The sequence below is a fragment of the Pseudomonas sp. TWRC1-2 genome (assembly GCF_049896685.1).
In the GTDB taxonomy this organism is placed as follows: domain Bacteria; phylum Pseudomonadota; class Gammaproteobacteria; order Pseudomonadales; family Pseudomonadaceae; genus Aquipseudomonas.
In genome coordinates this window covers 863,520-882,950 of record NZ_JAFCUU010000002.1, presented here as the reverse complement: position 1 = coordinate 882,950, position 19,431 = coordinate 863,520, and the positions used below count along the sequence as shown (strand labels likewise).

The following is a 19,431-nucleotide window of genomic DNA, read 5'->3' as shown; positions in this document are numbered from 1 at the left end:
CAAAGAAAGCCGCGAAGAAGAAACCGGCAAAAACCGCCGATGAAAAACGCGCCGACAAAAAAGCCAAGAAGTCCGACACAGGTCTGTTCGGTCACTGAGTTACAAGCTTAGAACCAAACGGTCTGCAAGATTTTCGAGCCTCAATGCACAGAGCAGGAAACACCTGCTCTGAGCTGCCGATGGCCAACTACCTTGATCTGACCCAGCGCCGGGAAATCGAAGCCCTGGTGCACCGTTTTACCGCCCGAACCGAATGGCCGACCTGGCTGTTGCTGATCGGCGTGTACACAGGCTGGTTCGCCGTGATGCTCGCCAGTCAATGGTTGGGCCTGTGGCTGAGCACCCTGCTGCTGATCCCGTTGGTGACGCTGTGGCTGTCGGTGCAACACGAATTACTGCACGGCCATCCCACCCGCTCGCTTCTTGTGAACAAATTGCTCGGCTATGCGCCATTTGCCGTGTGGTATCCCTACACGCTGTACCGCGAAAGCCATTTGTTGCACCACAACGATGAAGACCTGACGCTGCCGGGCATCGACCCGGAAAGCCGCTACCTCAACCAATCGCAATGGGACAACAGCTCGTTGCTCAAACGCCGCGTGCATTGGTTGACCAAAACCGTGCTCGGTCGGTTCCTGCTCGCGGCGCCGTTGGCGATTGGCCGACTGGCGCGTCATGAGCTTCAACGCTTGCCCCACGTGTGGCCGATGTGGCTGGCCCACGGCGTGGTGACTTTATTGATGCTGAGCTTCATTGCCCACTGCAGCGCACTGCCGGTGTGGCATTACCTGCTGCTGGTCAGCGTGCCGGCCTTGTCGCTGGCGTCGATCCGTTCCTACTATGAGCACCGTCCACACCGGCAGCCGGAACAGCGCACCGTCCTCAACGAAGCGGCCTGGCCCTGGACCTGGCTGTTCCTCAACAACAACCTGCACCTGGTGCACCATGACTTGCCGAAACTGCCCTGGTACTTGCTGCCCACCGTCTACCGCGCCCGCCGCGAACAATGGGTGGCGCGCAGCGGCGGGTTTGTGGTGCAGGGCTATGACCAGTTGATCAGCCGCCACGGCCTGAAGGCCATCGACAGCCCCCGGCACCCTTTTGCCTGAGAGACGCCCATGCGTGATCACTACGCCGAACTGCTGATGTACGTCGCCCCCGAAGCGGTGCAGCGCGCCAACCAGCAGTGGTTGGCGCGGATAGTCGAGCGTCTGAACCTGAGCCGCCGCAACGCCGACCACCTCGACCTGCACGGCCTGTGGCTGGCGCCCGAACTGCTCGTCACGCAAACCTGCGGCTATCCGCTGATGACCCAACTGCGCGGCCAGGTGCGCGTGATCGGTCGCCCACGCTACGAGTTGGCCCACAGCAGCCAGGGCGCACATTGCAGCCTGCTGCTGACCCGCGACGACAACCCGCGCACCGCGCTGGCGGACTTCTACCACAGCCGTGGCGTGATCAACGGCCATGACTCCAACAGCGGCATGAACCTGCTGCGCGAACGTCTCGCGCCGTTGCAGCGCGGCGGCCGTTTCTTTGCCAGCGTCGGCATCAGCGGCGCCCACCGTGAAAGCCTGCGCTGGCTGCGCGAAAACCTTGCCGACCTCGCCGCCATCGACAGCGTCACCTACGACTACCTGGCGCGTTTCGCCCCGCAGGAAGTGGCGGGGCTGCGCATCGTCACCCGCAGCGCGCCGAGCCCGACCTTGCCTTACATCGGGCCGCTCAAGCTGAGCGATGAACACGTGGCGCAGATCCGCGAGGCGATGAACCTGGCGTTGCAGGACTTACCGCAGGTGGTCGACACGCTGGGTATCCAGCAAGTGCTGCCCGCCCGCGAAGACGACTACCGCGTGCTGTTGGATTACCAGCGACAGGCGGTCAACGCGGGCTATTCGAAGCTTCAATAAGGTTATATAAAAATACTTTTTAAATATTATTAAAGAATAAGCAGCCTTGCTAGGATCGCTCCACCGGAACACCGGACATAACGCGCAACCTACTCAGATGGAGCCACTATGTCCGGCGCCGACACTTCTCACAGCGATTACGTGGGCGGATTGTTCCGCAGTCATTACGACTGGCTGTGCAGCCGTTTGCACCGCCATCTCGATTCGCGTGCCCACGCCGAAGACATCGCCGCCGACACCTTCGTCCAACTGCTGAATTCGCCAGGCGTGGTGCCGATACGCCAGCCCCGCGCCTTGCTCACCACCATCGCCCAGCGCCTGATGTACCAGCTGTGGCGCCGGCGCGATCTGGAGCGCGCGTATCTCGATGCCCTGGACAACGACGAAGCCTGCACCGCACCGTCTCCCGAAGACCTGGCGCACATGCTCGAAGCCTTGCAGGCCATCGACCAGTTGCTCGACGGCTTGCCGGCCAAGGTCAAGGCGACCTTCCTGCTGTCGCAACTCAATGGCCTGACGTATCCCGAGATCGCCGCCGAACTGGGGATTTCCCAACGCTCGGTCAGCGACTACATGGCCCGCGCGCTCAACCGTTGCCTGCCACTCGCCGCCGGCCATGAAGTGCATTTCGACCGCGCCGGCTTCGGCCCGGTGCGGGTCAGTTCGGCCGGCGCCACGGCGTGGATCGACGGCTTGCTGCAAGTGCGCGACCGCCCGTTGGCGGAAGTCATCGACGCGTTGCGGCCCTATCACCGTGGCGTGTTGCGCCTGGACCCGTCAGTCGCCGGCTTGCGCGTCAGCGGCCTTTATCGGCTGGACAACCCGCAGCAAATCCTCGACACCCTGGCGCGCACCTTGCCGATCCACATCACCCGCCGCACCGGGTTGTGGGTAACCGTCAATGCGGCCTGAAGGCTTCACTCAGTGACCCTGCCCACTTTGAATGCGTTGTGAATCGAATCTCCAAGAGGCTACTCATGAAAACACTAAAAAACCTGCTCGGTGGTTCGCTGCTGGCACTGACCGTCCTGGCCCAGCCGGCCCACGCCGCCGACGCCGTCAAACCGATCCACTTCGCCGACATCACCTGGGAAAGCGGCAGCCTGATCACCGAAGTGCTGCGCCTGATCGTCGAAAAAGGCTACGGCCTGCCCACCGACACCTTGCCCGGCAGCACCGTGAGCCTGGAGGCCGCGCTGGCCAAGGACGACATTCAAGTGATCGGCGAAGAGTGGGCCGGGCGCAGTCCGGCATGGGTCAAGGCCGAAAGCGAAGGCAAAGTGTTCGGCCTGGGCGACACGGTCAAAGGCGCCACCGAAGGCTGGTGGGTGCCCGAATACGTGATCAAGGGCGACGCCGAGCGCGGCATCAAACCCCTGGCGCCGGACCTCAAGTCGGTGGCCGACCTGTCGCGTTACAAGAACGTGTTCCGCGACCCCGAAGACCCAAGCAAAGGCCGCTTTCTCAACAGCCCCACCGGCTGGACCTCGGAAATCGTCAACAGCCAGAAGCTCAAGGCGTATGGCCTGACCGACACCTTCGTCAACTTCCGCACCGGCTCCGGCGCGGCGCTGGATGCCGAAGTGGCGTCGTCGATCCGCCGCGGCAAACCGGTGCTGTTCTACTACTGGTCGCCCACCCCGCTGCTCGGCCGCTTCAAGCTGATCAAATTGGAAGAGCCGCCGTTCAACGCCGAGGCCTGGAAAACCCTGGCCGACGCCAACAACCCGCACCCCATCGGCACCCGTTCCATGCCGGCGCACCTGGCGATTGGCGTGTCGGCGCCGTTCAAGGCGCAGTACCCGCAACTGGTCACGTTCTTTGAAAAAGTCGACCTGCCGATCGACCTGCTCAACGGCATCCTTGCGCAGATGAGCGAGAAACGTGAACAGCCACGCCAGGTCGCGCTGGCGTTCCTCAAAGAGCAGCCGAACGTCTGGCAGCAATGGGTGCCGGCGGATGTCACGGCCAAGCTCAAGGGAGCCCTCTGATGCTCAAAGCCCTCGCTGTTGTGGTTCTTTCGCTGATGGCCAGCCATGTGCTCGCCGCCGAACCTTCCACGTTGCGCATCGGCTACCAGAAAAGCTCGGTGAGCATGGTGCTGGCCCGCGAGCACAAGTTGTTTGAAGAAGCGCTGCCGGGCACCCAGGTGCAATGGATCGAATTCCTTGGCGGCCCGCCGCTGATTGAAGCACTGAACGGCGGCAGCCTGGACATCGGCAACATCGGCGACATCCCGCCGATCTTCGCCCAGGCCGCCGGCATTGATTTGCAGTACTTCGCGGTCGAGCCGAACGAGGGCAAGACCGAAGCGGTGTTGGTGCCCAAGGCCAGCACGATTCAGAGCGTGGCCGAGCTCAAGGGCAAGCGCGTGGCGCTGCTCAAGGGTTCCAGCGCACACAACCTGTTCCTCAAGAGCCTGCTGCGCGCCGGTTTGCAGTGGAAGGATGTAGACGTGGTGTACCTGTCGCCGTCCGATGGTCGTGCCGCGTTTGAACAAGGCAAGGTCGACGCCTGGGTAGTGTGGGACCCGTACTACTCCGCGGCCGTGGTCGACGGTTCCGCCCGCGTGCTGGGCGATGGCCAAGGCCTCAACCCGGCGGGCAGTTTCTTTGTGGTCAGCAGCCCGTTTGCCAAGCAGCACCCGCAAGCGGTCGGCACGATTATCAACACCCTGGCCAAGGCCCAGCGCCTGTCCCTGGACCACCCCGAGCAAAGCATTGCGCTGATGGCCAAGACCCTGGGCCTGCCACCGGCGGTGGTTAAAAGCTACTTCGAACACCGCTCACCCGCGCCGATTCGTCCGCTGGACGCCGTCGACATCGCCAACCAGCAACGCACTGCCGACCTGTTTTTTGCCAATGGCCTGATCCCGAAGAAGGTCGATGTGCAGCAGATCGTGTTCAAGGGCCCCTGAATCCTGCGGCCAGCAAGCCTCCTGTGAGCGACTGGGCTTCCCGTGGCGAGCGGGCTTGTTGTGGCGAGCGGGCTTGCCCCGCGTTGGGCTGCGCAGCAGCCCCAAAACCATTCACCGCAGTGTATCAGGGGACGCGCGCAGGTCTGGAATGGGGCCGCTTCGCAGCCCAACGCGGGGCAAGCCCACTTGCCACAGCCAGCTCTAAAACCTCCCATCAGTGAGCAGACCATGCAACCGATCTACATCGACTTTCTCAACGGCCTGGACATCGACGCGCTCAACCTGTCCAACGAGGAAATCCTCACTGCCATCCAGGCCAGCCTGGCGCTTCAGGGCCGTGGCGAGGCGGTGATCGAGCCGCGCACTCACCTGATTTCTGGCGGCGGCATCAACGGCCACTTCACCGGGCTCGGTGCCGCGGTGGACACGCCGGTGGCCGATCGGGTGGAAGACTACGCCGGGCAGGCGCTGGCGGTGGTCGACAAGACCCGCCGGTAGACCTGCGTGGTGTATCGCGATTGGGGCAGGGCACGCGGCGGATCCATGACGCGGTGCGCAGCCAAGTGGCGCATCTGGATCAGGACAGGTCGGGCTCGGTGGATGTGCTGGCGTTGAGTGCGTTCATCACCGATGGCAGCTTGAAACCCTTTCTTTGAAACGAAGCAGATCAACTGTGGGAGCGGGCTTGCTCGCGAAGGCGGTGTATCAGCTGATGCATGCGCTGACTGACCCACCGCATTCGCGAGCAAGCCCGCCCCCACAGGGTTGATTGCATTTCAGGTCATGGATTTTCGGCAGCCAAGGCCTCGATCACAGCCTGGCGCTCACCCACTCTGTGTTGAAACGCCGCCAACGCCGGCCACTGTTGCAAATCAATAGCGTGGACACTCGCCCAACGCAGCACCACAAACAAATACACGTCCGCCACCGAATACTGCTCGCCCAGCAGGTAGTCCTGACGCTCCAGTGTCTGCACCAGAATCGCAAAGCGCTTGAACAGCGTGGCCACAAACATCGTCCGCACTTCGCCTTGAATGGCCGGGTTGAAGAAAATCGCCAACCCGCCATGAATCTCGCTGGCGATAAAGTTCAGCCATTCCTGCAACCGCACGCGTTGCCAACTGCCATTGGCCGGGGCGAGCAGGGCGCTGGGTTCGAGGTCGGCCAGGTATTGCAGGATGGCACTGGCTTCGGTCAGCACATCGCCGTTGTCCAGTTGCAGCGCCGCCACGTAGCCCTTGGGGTTGATCTGCAGGAAGTCTTCGCCGTCGCCGAAGGTTTTAGCCTGGTTGTTCACCTGCACCAGCTCGAACGGCAGCGCCAATTCGCGCAGCACGATATGCGGGGCGAGCGAACAGGCGTTGGGGGAAAAATACAGTTTCATCAAAGGCGACTCCGTTGGGTTTGCGCCAGTCTCGCGGGCGTGGCACCGTGCGTAAAATTAAACCTGCAGACCCCATCCATAAGGACAGCTACTGCCATGATGAACCTGATGCACTGGCGCCTGCTGGTGGCCGTCGCCGACCACGGCAGCATCACGGCGGCTGCCGAACAGGTGGGCATGACGCAGTCCGCCGCCAGCCAGGCCATGGCGTCCATGGAGGCGACGCTGGGCGCGCAACTGTTTACCCGTGAACCGCGCAAGACGTTGCCCACAGCGCTTGGGCTCAACGTGATCGCGCAGGCGCGGGTGATGATGGGCGCGCTGCAGGCCATTCGCACCACGGTGGATGAAGCGCGCCCGCTGCTGCGGGGGAACATTCGCATCGCCAGTTTTCCGAAGGTGCTGGCGACTTTTCTGACGCCGTTGCTGCAGCGTTTCCGCCAGTTGAACCCGGGTATCGAGGTCACCACCCTGGAAGTGACCGACAGCGAAGTGCACACCTTGCTCGACGCGGGCCTGATCGATTTGGGCGTGGTGCTCAACCCCAAGCCCGAGCGCAACGCCACGGTATTGGGTCGCGACCTGTGGATGGCAGTGCTGCCATCCCATCATGCACTGGCGCAGCGCGCGGAGGATGCCAGCGTGGCGCTCGAAGCCTTGCTCGAACAACCCTTCGTACTGGCCACCGGCGGCTGTACCGCGAATGCCCGCAGCCTGGCGGCCGACGCCGGTTTGCGCCTGCGCGATATCCGCGTGGAAGTACGTGAATGGAGCAGCGCCTACAGCCTGGTGCGCGAGGGCGTCGGTGTCACGCTGGTGCCGGAAATGGCCTTGCCGGCGCAGCACAATGGCCTGCGCGTGATGCCGCTGACGGTGCCGTTGTACCGTGAGTTTGCCTTGGTCGGTTCACCGACCCTTCCACCCTCGGCGGCGGTCGGTGCATTGTTAAAAATGCTGGCTGACTAGTGGCCTTGCATAGCGCCATGCCCTGTCTATGCTCACCCACAACCGTTGATGACGCTTGGCATGTAAAGCGATTCGGATGGTTTTTTCCCCATGACGGTGTGCCAGCAATAGCCAACTGAAGAATGGAATGCGCCGTCTCAGGCGCTGGGAATCTAGGGTGATCTGACCATGTTCAACCGCCATCACAAATCCGACCTGCAAGAAATCGAACGTTTTTCCTGTGCCCTCACCGAAGCCAACGCCAAGCTGGCTGCCATCAGCCGTTCCATGGCGATGATCGAGTTCGACCGCAACGGCGTGATCCTCGACGCCAATCTCAACTTCTGCAAAACCATGGGCTACAGCGTGGAGGAGGTTCGCGGCAAACATCACCGCATCTTTTGCGAAGAGGCGTACACCCACACCGAGACCTACGCAAAGTTGTGGCGCGACCTGGCGCGGGGTGAAGCGCTCAGCGGCACGTTCATGCGCCTGAACAAGCGCGGTGAGCAAGTGTGGCTCGAGGCCAGCTACATGCCGGTGCTGGACAGCAGCAATCAGGTGCTGAGCGTGATCAAAGTGGCGTCGGACATTTCTGCGCGGGTTCACCATGAACACGAGAACCAGAGCCTGATCGACGCGATCAGCCGGTCCATGGCCGTGATCGAGTTCACCCCACAAGGCCAGATCATCAACGCCAACGACAACTTTTTGCGCACCGTGCAGTATTCCCGCGAAGAAATCATTGGCCAGCACCACAGCATGTTTTGCCATCGCGGCGAAGTGGAAGCCCCGGCGTACAAGGCCTTTTGGGCCTCGCTCAACCGCGGCGAATACCATTCCCACCGCTTCGAACGCAAAAACAAGTACGGCAAAACCCTGTTTCTGGAGGCCTCCTACAACCCGATCTTCGATACCAATGGGCGCCTGTACAAAGTGGTGAAGTTCGCCAGTGACATCACCGATCAGGTCACCACCCTGCGTACCGCCGCCGACTCGGCCCATGCCACCTCAGTACAAAACGACGCCTGCGCACGCAAGGGCTCGGAGGTAGTGCAGCAAACCGTGCAGATCATCGAAGAGATTTCCCACGACCTGAACCAGGCGGCCCAGAGCATCGATGCGGTGAGCAAGCAGTCGGACATCATCGGCTCCATCGTGCAGACCATTCGCAGCATCGCCGAGCAGACCAATATGCTCGCGCTCAACGCGGCCATTGAAGCTGCGCGGGCCGGCGAGCATGGGCGCGGGTTTGCGGTGGTGGCCGATGAAGTGCGCAGCCTTGCGGCGCGTACCAGCCAGGCGACGGTGGAGATTGTGGAGGTGGTGCGCAAGAACCACGACCTGTCGCTGAGCGCGGTTTCGAGCATGCAGTCGAGCCTGAGCCGCACCGGGCTTGGGGTGGAGCTGGCGAATGAAGCGGGGCAGGTGATTCTGGAGATTCAGGAAGGGTCACGGCATGTGGTGGATGCGATCAGTCAGTTCAACTCGACCCTGCAACTGCAGTAAGCACGATCCCTGTGGGAGCTGGCTTGCCTGCGATGCAGACACCCCGGTGTATCAAGTACACCCAGGTGATGCTATCGCAGGCAAGCCAGCTCCCACAGTTTGATTGGGCGTGTCGGTTAAATCGCAGCCAGGGTTTCTTTCACCGACTGCGCCGGGTCCGTGGCTTTCGCCGCTACTTGCTGTTCTTGCTGCTGCTTCACACGATCAGCCACTTGCTTGGCAATCGCGTCCTGTTTTTCCTGCGGCATGGCTTGCACCTGCTCTTCGGTTAAACCCTGCTCCTTGAGCAGCTGTTCGCGAATGCGTTCGGCCGGGGATTTGTTCATGTAGTCGGTGAAGTCGGCGCGCGCGCTGCTGGTGGTCGAGCCGGCGGCAGGCACATCAGTGCTTGTTGCCGTCGTGGTGGATGCCGTCGTGGCGGTCGTTGCCGCCGTGCTGGCTTGCAACTGCACACGGGTCTTGGCAAAGGCTTCGTCGATACGGTCGTTGGCCTTGTCCAGGTCCTTCTGCGCGGCCGGTACGGTCACGCTTTGCTGCGCCGCTTGCAGGGCGCCGCTGTACAGCGTGCTGGCGGCGGCATTGGCGGGGTCCATGTCGGGTCGCTTGAGCTGTTGGACGGTCGACACCGCTTGGGCGTTGTTGTTAACCAGCATGATCGGTCACCTGAGGATGTGTTCGGTGTTTGAGGTGGAGCAAATAGCATGCCGAGGGCGATGTGCCCGTTTTTATTGGGGATGACACCGCCGCCGCGGCAATCTTTGTCCCGTCGGCGGCCAAGGCTTGCCGTCAGTGCGCAATATTTTCCAGCGCCAGGTTACGCGTGCGCGGCCCGAACCAGCTGATGGTGATCATCACGATCAACATGCTGCTGGCGATAAACGCCAGCACGCCCGGCGTGCCCAGGTGTTCGAGGATAAAACCGATCAACAGGCTGCTGAACACCGTGGACAAACGGCTGAACGAATAGCAGAAGCCCACCGCCCGCGCGCGGATATTGGTGGGGAACAGTTCGCTTTGGTACGAGTGATAACTGAAGCTCAGCCAGGCGTTGCAAAAGGTGATCATCACCCCGCAGATCACCAGCCCCACCGCCGTGGTTTGCAGGGCGAACAGGCTGCCGAAGATCATCGCGCCCATGGCCGAGCCGACGATCTGCCATTTGTTTTCGAAGCGGTTGGCCACCTTCACAAACAGCAACGGGCCCAGCGGGTAGGCGAGGGTGATGATAAAGGCGTACAGCAAGCTGTGGGTCACGCTCACGCCCTGGCCCGAGAGCAACGCCGGCAACCAATTGCCGAAGCCGAAAAAGCCGATGGCCTGGAACACGTGAAACACGATCAGCATCAACGCGCGGCGGCGGTAAGGCGGTTGCCAGATATCGGCAAAGCGGCCGTTGCCCTGCACGCTGACGGCTTCGGGTTCGGGTTCATCCAGCGCTTTGCCGTGGTCTTTCTGGCAGCGTGCTTCCAGGCTGTCCATGATCTGCCCGGCTTGGTCAAAACGGCCTTTCTGCGCCAGCCAGCGCGGTGACTCCGGCAGACGCTTGCGCAGTTGCCAGATAAACAGCGCAAACACTGCACTGCTGAGCACTACCCAGCGCCAGCCGGACACCCCGAACGGCGCCTGGGGCACCAGCCACCATGACATCAACGCCACCGCCGGCACTGACAAAAACTGGATGAAAAACGCAAAGGCAAAGGCCGCGCTGCGCATGCGCTTGGGCACCAGTTCCGAGAGGTAGGCGTCGATGGTCACCAGTTCGATGCCCAGGCCAATGCCCACCAGAAAGCGCATGCAGATGATGCCCAGAGCGGAGGTCTGGATGCCCATCAACACCGTGGCGACGGTGTACCAGATCAACGCGAAGGTGAAGATCGCCCGACGCCCGAAGCGGTCGGCAATGGGACTGAGCAGGCTGGCGCCGAGGAACAGGCCGAGGAAGGTTGCCGAGGCGAAAGCGGCCTGGTCGGAGAACCCGAATACGCCCTCGCTGCCGGTGTGGAAAATCCCGTCGCTGATCAGACCGGGGCTGATATAGGCGGTCTGGAACAAGTCATACAGCTCGAAAAAACCGCCGATCGACAGCAACGCCACCAGGCGCCAGAGCGTGGCGACGGCGGGCAAGCGGTCAATGCGCGCGCTGATGTGGGCGGCACGGATCGGGTCAATGCCGTCCGTGGCTGAGGCGGTGAGTGTCGACATGGGCGGATTCCAGGGGCAGTGACCTGGAATCTTAGCGGGCTAACGTAAACCGGCGCTTGTGAAATTGCGTGCGCCACGGCACGCAATTGCCGATTTATTGCGCCAAGCCTTGAGGTTTGAAGGTTTTATGGCGCAAGGGTCAGTAGGTGATGGGCATCTCGAAGGTCTGGAATGCATCGTCCACCGGCTGATAGCCCAGCACCCGTGTGGTTTCGCTCAGGTCCAGGCGCTTGAAGCGGTTATTGGAAATGCCGTGGGCGATCAGGTGTTTGACCCCTTGGACTTCAACCGAGCGTTGCAGCAATTGCACGGCGTCACGCGGGCTGAGCCAGGCGCTGAGGTCGCGGGCGTTGTTCAGGTCGGGGGTTTGGCGCGATTCGAAGGCGCCGATGCGCAGGGCAATGGTCGACAGCGCGGTTTTTGCCGCGTAGTAGCTGCACAGCGCCTCGCCGTAGCATTTGCTCACGCCGTAGAGGTTGGCGGGCATGACCTGCATGCCGGGCGTGATCTGCCGGTCAACCGGGTAGCCCTCGATGGCTTGCGCGCTGCTGGCGTACACCAGGCGTGTTACGCCCGCGGCCACGGCGGCTTCGAACAGGTAGGTGGTGGCGAGGATGTTGTTGGGCAGCAGCTCCTCGAACGCGGCGCTGGCGTCGGGGATGCCGGACAGGTGGACGATCACGTCGATGCCATTGAGCAGGCCGGCCAGGCTGGCTTTGTCGCTGAGGTCGGCGTTGATGTAACGGTGCTCGCCCAGGTCAAAGTCCGGGACGATGCGGTCAGTAAGGGTGAAGCGGTAGCGGTCTTTCGAGGCTTCGAAAAATACCTTGCCGATTCTGCCGCAGGCGCCGGTGAGCAATACGTTGAGTCCTTTCACGGGGGTGTCCTTGTTTCAGTTATGACCGGCGAGGGCGAAGGTCTGAAAGCCCGGGCGTTGGCTGAGGCGCTGGTAGTAGGCGGCCACTGCGGGGTAGGGCGGGCGCTCCATCGGGGCGTTCTGCCAGCGATGCACCGAGAGGCCGATGAGGATATCGGCGAGGGTGAATTCGTCGCCAGCCACGTAGGCGCCGGTCTTGGCCAGCTGTTGCTCCAGCAGGCCCATCTTGTCATTCCATACCTGCACGGCGGCGGCAATCTGCGCCGGGTCGAGACCGTCCGGGTTGTTGCGCACCAGGGCGGTGAACGCATCGCTCCAGGCGCGGTTGAGTTCGGTGGCTTGCCAGTCCATCCACTGCTCGACCCGAGCGCGTGGCGCCGGTTCGGCGGGCAACAGGTCGTGGCGTTGGTAAAGGCCTATCAGGTAGCGGCAGATGGTGTTGGATTCCCACAGCACGCCGTGGTCGTCGATCAGTACCGGCACCTGGGCGTTGGGGTTCAGGGCGAGGAACTCGGCCGACTGGGTGGGTTTGAAACCGATGCCCCAGTCTTCGCGCACGTAGTCGATGCCCAGTTCCTGGCAGGTCCAGAGCACTTTGCGCACGTTGATGGAGGACGTGCGACCCAGGATTTTCAGTGAGTGTCCCATGGTACTTCCCTGACGATGGAGATGACCCATGGGAATCTATCAGGGGTAAACCTTCGACGCTACGCGGTTGTGGCCGGCAGCGCCGACGCGGGCAAACCGAAGGTGCGGTCGAACAGCCAGTTGAAGGCAAACGTGTAGCAGGGAATGAACAGGATCAACGCCAGGTCCAGCATAAACGCCTGCACCAGGCTGACCTTCATCCACCAGGCGATCAGCGGAATCAGGAAGACGATCAGCGTCAGTTGAAACCCGACCGCGTGGGCAATCCGCCGTTTGACGGTGCGCGTGCGGTCGGCCTGGCGGCTTTCCCAGCGCTCGAACATTGAGGTGTAAATGAAGTTCCAGGTGACCGCGATGGTCGTGATGACGACCGCCAACGGCCCCGTGCTGGAGGGGTGAGTGCCCGACAGCAGCGCCAGCCCGAGCGCCGAGAAGGTCATGCCGATCAGCTCGTAGAGCGACACATACACCAGTTTGCGTTTCACGCCTTGCATACCACTTCCTCTTTTCTACGTGACAGGAACCTCAGAGGGCGCAGAAGATGGCGTCAGCTTGGCTGATACTAAAAGTCAGAAGGTTTCAGTTTTATTGATAGGTGGCGCGATGAGTTTTACCAGCGACAGTGTCCAGTTGTTCTTGGCGGTGGTGGAGCGCGGCTCGTTTTCGGCGGCGGCGCGGGCATTGGGCAAGGTGCCTTCAGCGGTGAGCATGGGCATTGCCAACCTTGAAGCCGAGCTGGGTTACCCGTTGTTCGATCGCAGCCACCGCGAGCCGGTGCCCACCGACTTGGCGCTGGCGTTGATTCCCCATGCACGGCTGATGGCCGAGCAACTCAAACAGTTGCAGGTGCATGCGTTGCAACTGTCTCAGGGTCTGGAGAGCAAGCTGTCGATTGGCGTGGGCGCCGACATCAATACGCGGCGCCTGCTGGCCGCCATTGGCGAGCTCAGTGAGCAATTCCCGTTGCTCGACATCGAAGTGCTGACCGCCCCGCAAGATGACGTTTTGCAGCTGCTGCACAGCGGCCGTGTGCAGCTGTGCCTGGCCTATGCGGGGTTGAGCGTGAATGTGCTGGAGCGGTTTCAGTTTGTCGGCAGCGAGCAACTGATGGCCTGTATCAGCCCGCGACACCCCCAGGCGGGCGGTGAGCCGTTTTTGGAAGATTTGGTGCGGGTGCGACAGATTCTGGTGGCCGGTCGCGACTTGCCCCTCAGCGATCGTCGGCCACTGGTGGGGCAATCCTATTGGCGGACCGACACCCTGGGCATGGCGCTGGAGATGGTGGAAGCCGGGCTGGGCTGGGGCAACTTCCCGCAGTCGGTGGTGGCGCCGTTGCTGGCGGCGGGGCGCTTGCGGCGCTTGAACTTCAAGAACATCGAGAACGGGCTGGCGATGGTGGTGAATGCGGTGTGGTTGAAAAATCAGCCGTTGCACAGAGGAGCGTCGGCCTTGGTAAAAATGCTGGCTTCAGCGGATTAACCCTGCCCTCAAGTGGGCACGGTAAAGGTGGGAGCGGGCTTGCCCGCGAAGGCGGTGGGTCAGTCAGCCCATGTGTAGCTGACCCGCCGCCATCGCAGGCAAGCCCGCTCCCACATGTTTAACCGAGCAGGGCGTCAGGTGCGCGGTGTTTGCTGGTCCATGGCTTTGCCTACCATGAGCACTGATAGTTCGCTCAATTGATGAATGGCGAGGGCTACGTCGCGGTGCTTGCCGGTGAGGTCATCGGAGAGGTCGAGCAACAAGGCGCTGACGGAACACACGGTTTCGTAGCTGTTGATCAGCAGGGATTCGATGGGTGTATCGGGGATGATGGTGAAGAGCGTATTCGGGGGATTGACGCTTTGCATGGTTGAAGTACCTGGTTTGTGCCAACACCCGCATCGCTACTAAACAAGTTGGGTGGCAACTGTACGCAGGTTAGTAGACCGGTAATCCCACACAAACCCGGCGCGCCCGAAGGCGCCCTACGCACAGCCGCCATAATGGGCTTGTGCATATTGTGTTGGGAGGTTCGGGCTACTAAACCCGGTCACCGAGAAATTCAGCGACCGGCAAACCCTAAAGACCACCACCCAAGCGCACAAGCCGGCGGATTCTGACGTAAGCGTAGGCAGCCGGGCAAGGCGCTCACCGCAATGTCAGCCGCGTCCTACAGGCGTCCTATATCTCAAGCAGGCACGGTAAAAAAGGTGGGAGCTGGCTTGCCTGCGATGGCGGTGAATCAGTCAACACATCATTGCCTGACACTCCGCTATCGCAGGCAAGCCAGCTCCCACACTGTGGTTGTGTTTGGCCTTCAAAAATCAGGTGCTCTCGCGCACTTGCAACTCAAAGCCCATGTCCACCACCGGCTTGGCGATCTTGTTGCCGGCCATGATCGTCAACAGGTGCTCTGCCGAACGCCGGCCAATCGCTTCACGCGGTGTGCTGATGCTGCTCAAGCGCGGCACCATGAAAGAAGAGGCGGGCAAGTCGTTGAAACCCAACACGGCCACGCGCTCCGGCACGTTGATGCCGTGGCGCAGGGCTTCGAGCAGTGCGCCCTGGGCCAGGTCATCGTTACCAAAGAAAATCGCATCCACGTCCGGATGCGCCGCCAGCAACTGCAGAAACAGCTCGCCACCCAAACCCACGGAGGAGGGGCGCGGCGTCAGCAATTCCAGCGCCGGGTCATACATACCGGCGTGTTGCAGCGCGCGGCGGAAACCTTCACCGCGCAGCAACGTACGCTGGTCCAACTGCGCGCCGATGTACGCCAGGCGCTTGCGCCCCCGCGAGATCAAGTGCGCCGCCGCCGTTTCACCCGCACTTAGTTGCGAAAACCCCACACAGTTCACGCCGGCATTCGGGTCCAGGTCCATCATGTACACACACGGCACATTGCTGGCCTCGACCATCCGGCGCGCGCTTTCGGTGCGGTCAAAGCCGGTCAGCAGCAACCCGCGTGGCTGGTAGGCCATGTAGTTGCGCAACAGGTTTTCTTCTTCGTCGCGTGAATAGTGGGAGTTGCCGATCAGCACTTCAAAGCCCTTGGGCCGCAGCACTTGGTGGATGGCTTCCAGGGTTTCGATAAACAGCAGGTTGGACAGCGACGGCACGATGACCACCACCGAGTGGCTTTGCGCCGAGGCCAGGGCGCGGGCGGCGGGGTTGACCACGTAGTTGAGTTCGGCGGCGGCCCATTGCACTTTTTCCACCAGCTCGGTGGCCACGGTGCTGATGCCACGCAGGGCACGCGAGGCTGTGATCGGGCTGACGCCGGCCAGGCGGGCTACTTCATTGAGGGTCGGGCGACCGGTGGTGCGGGTATTTTTATCGTTCTTGGAGGTCATCAGGCGGTTGCCAAACAAAAATCGAGGCACTAAGGTAGCGCTGTCTCCAAAAGGCTGCAAATGCTTGAACTCAGGGTTGCCTGATCCGGTTCAACGGTTTCGGAGAGGATGCACGCGTCACTCCATAAAAATGACAAGTCGGCGCGGGAAAAGCCTGTTTTTGCACTAGCCTTACAGCGTGCGAAGGTAGCGCTATCTGCGTCCTGAGGTGTTTCATGAGTCAACCTGTTACCGCCCTGGTCATCATGGGTGTTTCTGGCTGTGGCAAGTCCAGCGTCAGCGAAGCCCTGTGTCGCCTGAACGGCGCCACCGCCATCGAAGGCGACAGCTTTCACCCCGCCGCGAACATCGAAAAGATGAGCGCCGGCCATCCCCTCAACGACGACGACCGCGCCGGCTGGCTCGACATCCTGTGCGATGAACTGCGTCGCTCGCTCAAAGCCGGCGAGCATCCGGTGCTGACCTGTTCGGCGCTGAAGAAAAAATACCGCGACCACCTGCGCGAAGCCGCGCCGGGCCTGGGCTTTGTGTTCCTGGAGCTGACCCGTGCCGTGGCCGCCGACCGCGTGTCCCATCGCCCCGGCCATTTCATGCCGGCCAGCCTGATCGACAGCCAGTTCGCCACCCTTGAATCGCCTGTGGGCGAGCCGCTGACCCTGGCGCTCAACGCCAGCGAAGACAGCGTCGAGGACCTGGCCGAGCAAACCAATGCCTGGTGGCTGCAACACGGCTTTGAACCAACCCATTAATTTTTTGCCGGAAAAGATAGCGCTATCCCCGGCAGGAAATTCAACACCCGCTTTAATAACAACAACAAACAGGAGAGACCCCCCATGTTTGGCATGTCCCACGAGTCTTACCTGCTGCTAGATGCAGTGGTCACTATCATCGGGCTGATCTTTTTGATCACCAAGTTCAAGGTGCACCCGTTCATTGCACTGATCATCGCGGCCGGCTTCCTCGGTCTGACCTCGGGCATGCCCGTGGACAAGATCATCAAGGCATTCCAGGACGGCTTTGGCGGCGTGCTCGGCTTTGTCGGCATCATCCTCGCGCTGGGCACGATGCTCGGCAAAATGATGGCCGAATCCGGCGGCGCCGATCAGATCGCCCAGACTTTGATCCGCGCCTTCGGCAAAGAAAAAGTCCAGTGGGCGATGATGTTCGCCGCGTTCCTGGTGGGCATCCCGCTGTTCTTCGAGATCGGTTTTGTGTTGCTGATCCCGCTGGTGTTTATCGTTGCGCGCCGCACTGGCGTGTCGCTGATCAAAATCGGCATCCCGCTGCTCGCCGGCCTTTCGGCGGTGCACGGCCTGGTGCCACCGCACCCGGGCCCGCTGCTGGCCATCGGCGTGTTTGGCGCCGACATTGGCAAGACCATCCTGTACGGCCTGATCGTCGCACTGCCGACCGCCATCATTGCCGGGCCGATTTTCGGTACGTTTATCGCCAAGTACATTCCGGGCAACCCGTCCCAGGAACTGGTCGATCAACTGGCCCGCGAGCCCGAATCCAAAGACCTGCCGAGCTTCAGCATTACCCTGATCACCGTGCTGCTGCCGGTGTTCCTGATGCTGCTCAAAACCTTCGCTGACGTCGCGCTGCCGGACGGCCACGCCATTCGTAACTGGATGGACATGATCGGTCACCCGATCACCGCGTTGCTGCTGGCGTTGCTGCTGTCGCTGTACACCTTTGGCCATCGCCAGGGCATTCATTCCAAGCAAATCCTCAAGCTGCTCGACGCCAGCCTGGCACCGACCGCGGCGATCATTTTGATCATCGGCGCCGGCGGCGGTTTCAAGCAGATGCTGGTGACCAGCGGCGTGGGTGACGTGATCGGCCATATGGCGGTGAACGCGCAGATCAACCCGATTTTGCTGGCGTGGCTGGTGGCGGCGGTGATTCGCGTAGCGACTGGTTCCGCAACCGTGGCAACCATTACCGGCGCAGGCATCGTGGTGCCGGTGGTGGGCATGATCCCAGGCGTGAACCGTGAGTTGCTGGTGTTGGCGACGGGCGCAGGCTCGCTGGTGTTGTCTCACGTCAACGATGCGGGTTTCTGGCTGGTGAAGCAGTACTTCAACATGACCGTGGTCGAGACGTTCAAGACCTGGACAGCGATGGAGACCATCCTGTCGGTGGTGGCGCTGATCTTTATCATGTTGCTGTCGATGGTGGTCTAACAGGTTCACCGCAAAACAAATGTGGGAGGGGGCTTGCCCCCGATGGCAGTGGATCAGTCACCCGATGCAGTGACTGACACTCTGCTATCGGGGGCAAGCCCCCTCCCACATTGTTGACCGAGTTATGCCCCGGTTTTGGGTACCAACCCATCCGCGCGGAACATCCCGCGAATCCCGCGCACTGCCTGGCGAATGCGGTCCTGGTTTTCGATCAGCGCAAAGCGCACATGATCGTCCCCATACTCACCAAAGCCGATGCCCGGCGACACACACACCTTGGCTTCCAGCAGCAGTTTCTTGGCAAATTCCAGCGAGCCCATGGCGGCATACGCGTCGGGAATCTTGGCCCAGACGTACATCGACGCCTTCGGGTTCTCCACCATCCAGCCCAGTTCATGCAGGCCCTTGACCAGCACATTGCGGCGCTGGCGGTACTGCTCGGCGATGTCTTTGACGCACTGCTGATCGCCTTCGAGCGCCGCAATCGCCGCCACCTGCAGCGGGGTGAAGGTGCCGTAGTCGTGATAGCTCTTGATGCGCGCCAGCGCGTTGACCAGTTCCGGGTTGCCGACCATGAAACCAATGCGCCAGCCGGCCATGTTGTAGCTCTTGGACAGGGTGAAAAACTCCACCGCAATGTCCTTGGCGCCCGGCACCTGCATGATCGACGGGGCTTTCCAGCCGTCGTAGACGATGTCGGCGTAGGCCAGGTCGTGCACCACCAGTACGTCGTACTGTTTGGCCAGGGCGATCACCCGTTCGAAGAAGTCCAGCTCCACGCACTGCGCGGTGGGGTTGGACGGGAAGCCGAGGATCATCATTTTCGGCTTTGGGATCGAACCACGAATGGCGCGTTCCAGTTCAGCGAAAAAATCCACCCCCGGAATCAGCGGCACCGAGCGCACTTGGGCGCCGGCAATCACGGCACCGTAGATGTGAATCGGGTAGCTGGGGTTGGGCACCAGCACGGTGTCGCCCTGGTCGAGGGTGGCGAGCATCAAGTGCGCCAGGCCTTCTTTGGAGCCGATGGTGACGATGGCTTCCGTTTCCGGGTCGATGTCCACTTCATAGCGGTCCTTGTACCAGCGCGAGATCGCCCGGCGCAGACGCGGAATGCCTTTGGAGGTGGAGTAGCCGTGGGTGTCTTCACGCTGGGCGACGGTGACCATTTTTTCCACGATGTGGGGAGGCGTGGCGCCGTCAGGGTTACCCATGCTCAAGTCGATGATGTCTTCGCCGCGCCGACGCGCAGCCATCTTCAGCTCGGCCGTGATATTGAAAACGTAAGGGGGGAGTCGATCTATGCGCGCAAAGCGGCGCGGCGAACCTTGGTCTGCCATTGTTGCCTCAAGAGTACGTAAGCGCCCGGAACCGTCCGAGCGACGTCGGCCACTGCGGTGGCCTGCGGGGCAGACAATACGGTCGATGATGGCCAGTTGTCCAGATGGCGCAGGAAAAATTTCTGATTGGGGTGAGGCGTCAATATGCCCCTATACTCGATGCGGGTTTGTGCCCTCACAA

The 19,431-nt window shown here is 61.6% G+C and carries 21 protein-coding genes and 1 pseudogene; 13 read left to right on the top strand and 9 right to left on the bottom strand.

Features of this window, described 5'->3' with window-relative positions:
- The first annotated feature begins 179 nt into the window (after positions 1-179).
- The 7 genes from ACP7B3_RS08585 to ACP7B3_RS08555 all read left to right on the top strand — a co-directional run bounded on the left by ACP7B3_RS08585 (position 180) and on the right by ACP7B3_RS08555 (position 5,483).
- Positions 180-1,109, top strand: a complete 930-nt coding sequence (locus ACP7B3_RS08585) for a fatty acid desaturase (RefSeq protein WP_426178628.1) — start codon at positions 180-182, stop codon at positions 1,107-1,109.
- A 9-nt stretch (positions 1,110-1,118) separates the two neighbouring features.
- Complete coding sequence (locus tag ACP7B3_RS08580) at positions 1,119-1,910, top strand: phosphate/phosphite/phosphonate ABC transporter substrate-binding protein (RefSeq protein ID WP_426178627.1); 792 nt, start codon at positions 1,119-1,121, stop codon at positions 1,908-1,910.
- Between the two features lie 108 nt (positions 1,911-2,018).
- Complete coding sequence (locus ACP7B3_RS08575; RefSeq protein ID WP_145159492.1) at positions 2,019-2,822, top strand: sigma-70 family RNA polymerase sigma factor; 804 nt, start codon at positions 2,019-2,021, stop codon at positions 2,820-2,822.
- A gap of 65 nt (positions 2,823-2,887) precedes the next feature.
- Positions 2,888-3,901, top strand: a complete 1,014-nt coding sequence (locus tag ACP7B3_RS08570) for an ABC transporter substrate-binding protein (RefSeq protein ID WP_426178626.1) — start codon at positions 2,888-2,890, stop codon at positions 3,899-3,901.
- Positions 3,901-4,827, top strand: coding sequence for an aliphatic sulfonate ABC transporter substrate-binding protein (locus tag ACP7B3_RS08565; protein ID WP_426178625.1), 927 nt, complete (start codon positions 3,901-3,903; stop codon positions 4,825-4,827). Before ACP7B3_RS08570 ends, ACP7B3_RS08565 begins: the two co-directional genes overlap by 1 nt.
- A 228-nt stretch (positions 4,828-5,055) precedes the next feature.
- Positions 5,056-5,325, top strand: coding sequence for a hypothetical protein (locus ACP7B3_RS08560; RefSeq protein WP_370003821.1), 270 nt, complete (start codon positions 5,056-5,058; stop codon positions 5,323-5,325).
- A gap of 20 nt (positions 5,326-5,345) precedes the next feature.
- Positions 5,346-5,483, top strand: a complete 138-nt coding sequence (locus ACP7B3_RS08555; RefSeq protein ID WP_426178624.1) for a hypothetical protein — start codon at positions 5,346-5,348, stop codon at positions 5,481-5,483.
- A 125-nt stretch (positions 5,484-5,608) separates the two neighbouring features.
- Here the strand turns inward: ACP7B3_RS08555 and gstA are convergent, their stop codons facing one another.
- The gene (gene gstA, locus ACP7B3_RS08550; RefSeq protein WP_426178623.1) at positions 5,609-6,211 is read right to left on the bottom strand and encodes a glutathione transferase GstA; all 603 of its coding nucleotides are present in this window, start codon (positions 6,209-6,211) and stop codon (positions 5,609-5,611) included.
- Positions 6,212-6,307: 96 nt separating this feature from the next.
- Between gstA and ACP7B3_RS08545 the strand changes: the two genes are divergently transcribed.
- From ACP7B3_RS08545 to ACP7B3_RS08535, 3 genes and pseudogenes are all read left to right on the top strand, one after another.
- Positions 6,308-7,177, top strand: coding sequence for a LysR family transcriptional regulator (locus tag ACP7B3_RS08545; protein WP_426178622.1), 870 nt, complete (start codon positions 6,308-6,310; stop codon positions 7,175-7,177).
- Positions 7,178-7,345: 168 nt separating this feature from the next.
- Positions 7,346-8,122: pseudogene (locus tag ACP7B3_RS08540) on the top strand (PAS domain-containing protein); the annotation flags it as partial.
- Entirely contained in the window at positions 8,096-8,665 is a 570-nt protein-coding gene (locus ACP7B3_RS08535; protein ID WP_370004803.1) for a methyl-accepting chemotaxis protein, read from the top strand. The pseudogene ACP7B3_RS08540 and the gene ACP7B3_RS08535, both read left to right, overlap by 27 nt.
- A gap of 116 nt (positions 8,666-8,781) precedes the next feature.
- Here the strand turns inward: ACP7B3_RS08535 and ACP7B3_RS08530 are convergent, their stop codons facing one another.
- The 5 genes from ACP7B3_RS08530 to ACP7B3_RS08510 all read right to left on the bottom strand — a co-directional run bounded on the left by ACP7B3_RS08530 (position 8,782) and on the right by ACP7B3_RS08510 (position 12,886).
- Complete coding sequence (locus ACP7B3_RS08530) at positions 8,782-9,318, bottom strand: hypothetical protein (protein WP_145159481.1); 537 nt, start codon at positions 9,316-9,318, stop codon at positions 8,782-8,784.
- A gap of 133 nt (positions 9,319-9,451) precedes the next feature.
- Entirely contained in the window at positions 9,452-10,867 is a 1,416-nt protein-coding gene (locus ACP7B3_RS08525) for an MFS transporter (RefSeq protein ID WP_426178621.1), read from the bottom strand.
- 139 nt (positions 10,868-11,006) lie between these two features.
- On the bottom strand, positions 11,007-11,744 hold the full coding sequence (locus tag ACP7B3_RS08520) for an NAD-dependent epimerase/dehydratase family protein (protein WP_426178620.1): 738 nt from the start codon (positions 11,742-11,744) through the stop codon (positions 11,007-11,009).
- 15 nt (positions 11,745-11,759) lie between these two features.
- The gene (locus ACP7B3_RS08515) at positions 11,760-12,392 is read right to left on the bottom strand and encodes a glutathione S-transferase family protein (protein WP_262210169.1); all 633 of its coding nucleotides are present in this window, start codon (positions 12,390-12,392) and stop codon (positions 11,760-11,762) included.
- 59 nt (positions 12,393-12,451) lie between these two features.
- Positions 12,452-12,886 (bottom strand): PACE efflux transporter, encoded by a 435-nt coding sequence (locus ACP7B3_RS08510; protein ID WP_145159473.1) that lies wholly within the window; start codon positions 12,884-12,886, stop codon positions 12,452-12,454.
- 109 nt (positions 12,887-12,995) lie between these two features.
- Between ACP7B3_RS08510 and ACP7B3_RS08505 the strand changes: the two genes are divergently transcribed.
- Positions 12,996-13,871, top strand: a complete 876-nt coding sequence (locus ACP7B3_RS08505; protein WP_242196286.1) for a LysR family transcriptional regulator — start codon at positions 12,996-12,998, stop codon at positions 13,869-13,871.
- Positions 13,872-14,005: 134 nt separating this feature from the next.
- Here ACP7B3_RS08505 and ACP7B3_RS08500 read toward each other — a convergent pair whose 3' ends face one another.
- Together ACP7B3_RS08500 and ACP7B3_RS08495 are read right to left on the bottom strand one after the other, a co-directional pair.
- On the bottom strand, positions 14,006-14,239 hold the full coding sequence (locus ACP7B3_RS08500) for a DUF6124 family protein (RefSeq protein WP_145159469.1): 234 nt from the start codon (positions 14,237-14,239) through the stop codon (positions 14,006-14,008).
- Positions 14,240-14,695: 456 nt separating this feature from the next.
- On the bottom strand, positions 14,696-15,727 hold the full coding sequence (locus ACP7B3_RS08495) for a LacI family DNA-binding transcriptional regulator (RefSeq protein ID WP_242196409.1): 1,032 nt from the start codon (positions 15,725-15,727) through the stop codon (positions 14,696-14,698).
- Positions 15,728-15,939: 212 nt separating this feature from the next.
- Between ACP7B3_RS08495 and ACP7B3_RS08490 the strand changes: the two genes are divergently transcribed.
- Both ACP7B3_RS08490 and ACP7B3_RS08485 read left to right on the top strand, forming a co-directional pair.
- A complete protein-coding gene (locus ACP7B3_RS08490) occupies positions 15,940-16,473 on the top strand; it encodes a gluconokinase (RefSeq protein ID WP_017139216.1) in 534 nt (177 codons plus the stop codon).
- Positions 16,474-16,557: 84 nt separating this feature from the next.
- Positions 16,558-17,910 carry a GntP family permease gene (locus ACP7B3_RS08485; protein ID WP_106578477.1) on the top strand — a complete coding sequence of 451 codons (1,353 nt, stop codon included), beginning with the start codon at positions 16,558-16,560 and terminating at the stop codon, positions 17,908-17,910.
- A gap of 122 nt (positions 17,911-18,032) precedes the next feature.
- Here the strand turns inward: ACP7B3_RS08485 and alaC are convergent, their stop codons facing one another.
- Positions 18,033-19,250, bottom strand: coding sequence for an alanine transaminase (gene alaC / locus ACP7B3_RS08480; protein WP_242196280.1), 1,218 nt, complete (start codon positions 19,248-19,250; stop codon positions 18,033-18,035).
- Positions 19,251-19,431 lie beyond the last annotated feature (181 nt).

Coding starts and splice junctions, on each gene's coding strand:
- ACP7B3_RS08585 (WP_426178628.1), top strand. CDS start 180: ATGGCCAACTACCTTGATCTGACCCAGCGCCGGGAAATCGAAGCCCTG.
- ACP7B3_RS08580 (WP_426178627.1), top strand. CDS start 1,119: ATGCGTGATCACTACGCCGAACTGCTGATGTACGTCGCCCCCGAAGCG.
- ACP7B3_RS08575 (WP_145159492.1), top strand. CDS start 2,019: ATGTCCGGCGCCGACACTTCTCACAGCGATTACGTGGGCGGATTGTTC.
- ACP7B3_RS08570 (WP_426178626.1), top strand. CDS start 2,888: ATGAAAACACTAAAAAACCTGCTCGGTGGTTCGCTGCTGGCACTGACC.
- ACP7B3_RS08565 (WP_426178625.1), top strand. CDS start 3,901: ATGCTCAAAGCCCTCGCTGTTGTGGTTCTTTCGCTGATGGCCAGCCAT.
- ACP7B3_RS08560 (WP_370003821.1), top strand. CDS start 5,056: ATGCAACCGATCTACATCGACTTTCTCAACGGCCTGGACATCGACGCG.
- gstA (WP_426178623.1), bottom strand. CDS start 6,211: ATGAAACTGTATTTTTCCCCCAACGCCTGTTCGCTCGCCCCGCATATC.
- ACP7B3_RS08545 (WP_426178622.1), top strand. CDS start 6,308: ATGATGAACCTGATGCACTGGCGCCTGCTGGTGGCCGTCGCCGACCAC.
- ACP7B3_RS08530 (WP_145159481.1), bottom strand. CDS start 9,318: ATGCTGGTTAACAACAACGCCCAAGCGGTGTCGACCGTCCAACAGCTC.
- ACP7B3_RS08525 (WP_426178621.1), bottom strand. CDS start 10,867: ATGTCGACACTCACCGCCTCAGCCACGGACGGCATTGACCCGATCCGT.
- ACP7B3_RS08515 (WP_262210169.1), bottom strand. CDS start 12,392: ATGGGACACTCACTGAAAATCCTGGGTCGCACGTCCTCCATCAACGTG.
- ACP7B3_RS08510 (WP_145159473.1), bottom strand. CDS start 12,886: ATGCAAGGCGTGAAACGCAAACTGGTGTATGTGTCGCTCTACGAGCTG.
- ACP7B3_RS08505 (WP_242196286.1), top strand. CDS start 12,996: ATGAGTTTTACCAGCGACAGTGTCCAGTTGTTCTTGGCGGTGGTGGAG.
- ACP7B3_RS08500 (WP_145159469.1), bottom strand. CDS start 14,239: ATGCAAAGCGTCAATCCCCCGAATACGCTCTTCACCATCATCCCCGAT.
- ACP7B3_RS08490 (WP_017139216.1), top strand. CDS start 15,940: ATGAGTCAACCTGTTACCGCCCTGGTCATCATGGGTGTTTCTGGCTGT.
- ACP7B3_RS08485 (WP_106578477.1), top strand. CDS start 16,558: ATGTTTGGCATGTCCCACGAGTCTTACCTGCTGCTAGATGCAGTGGTC.
- alaC (WP_242196280.1), bottom strand. CDS start 19,250: ATGGCAGACCAAGGTTCGCCGCGCCGCTTTGCGCGCATAGATCGACTC.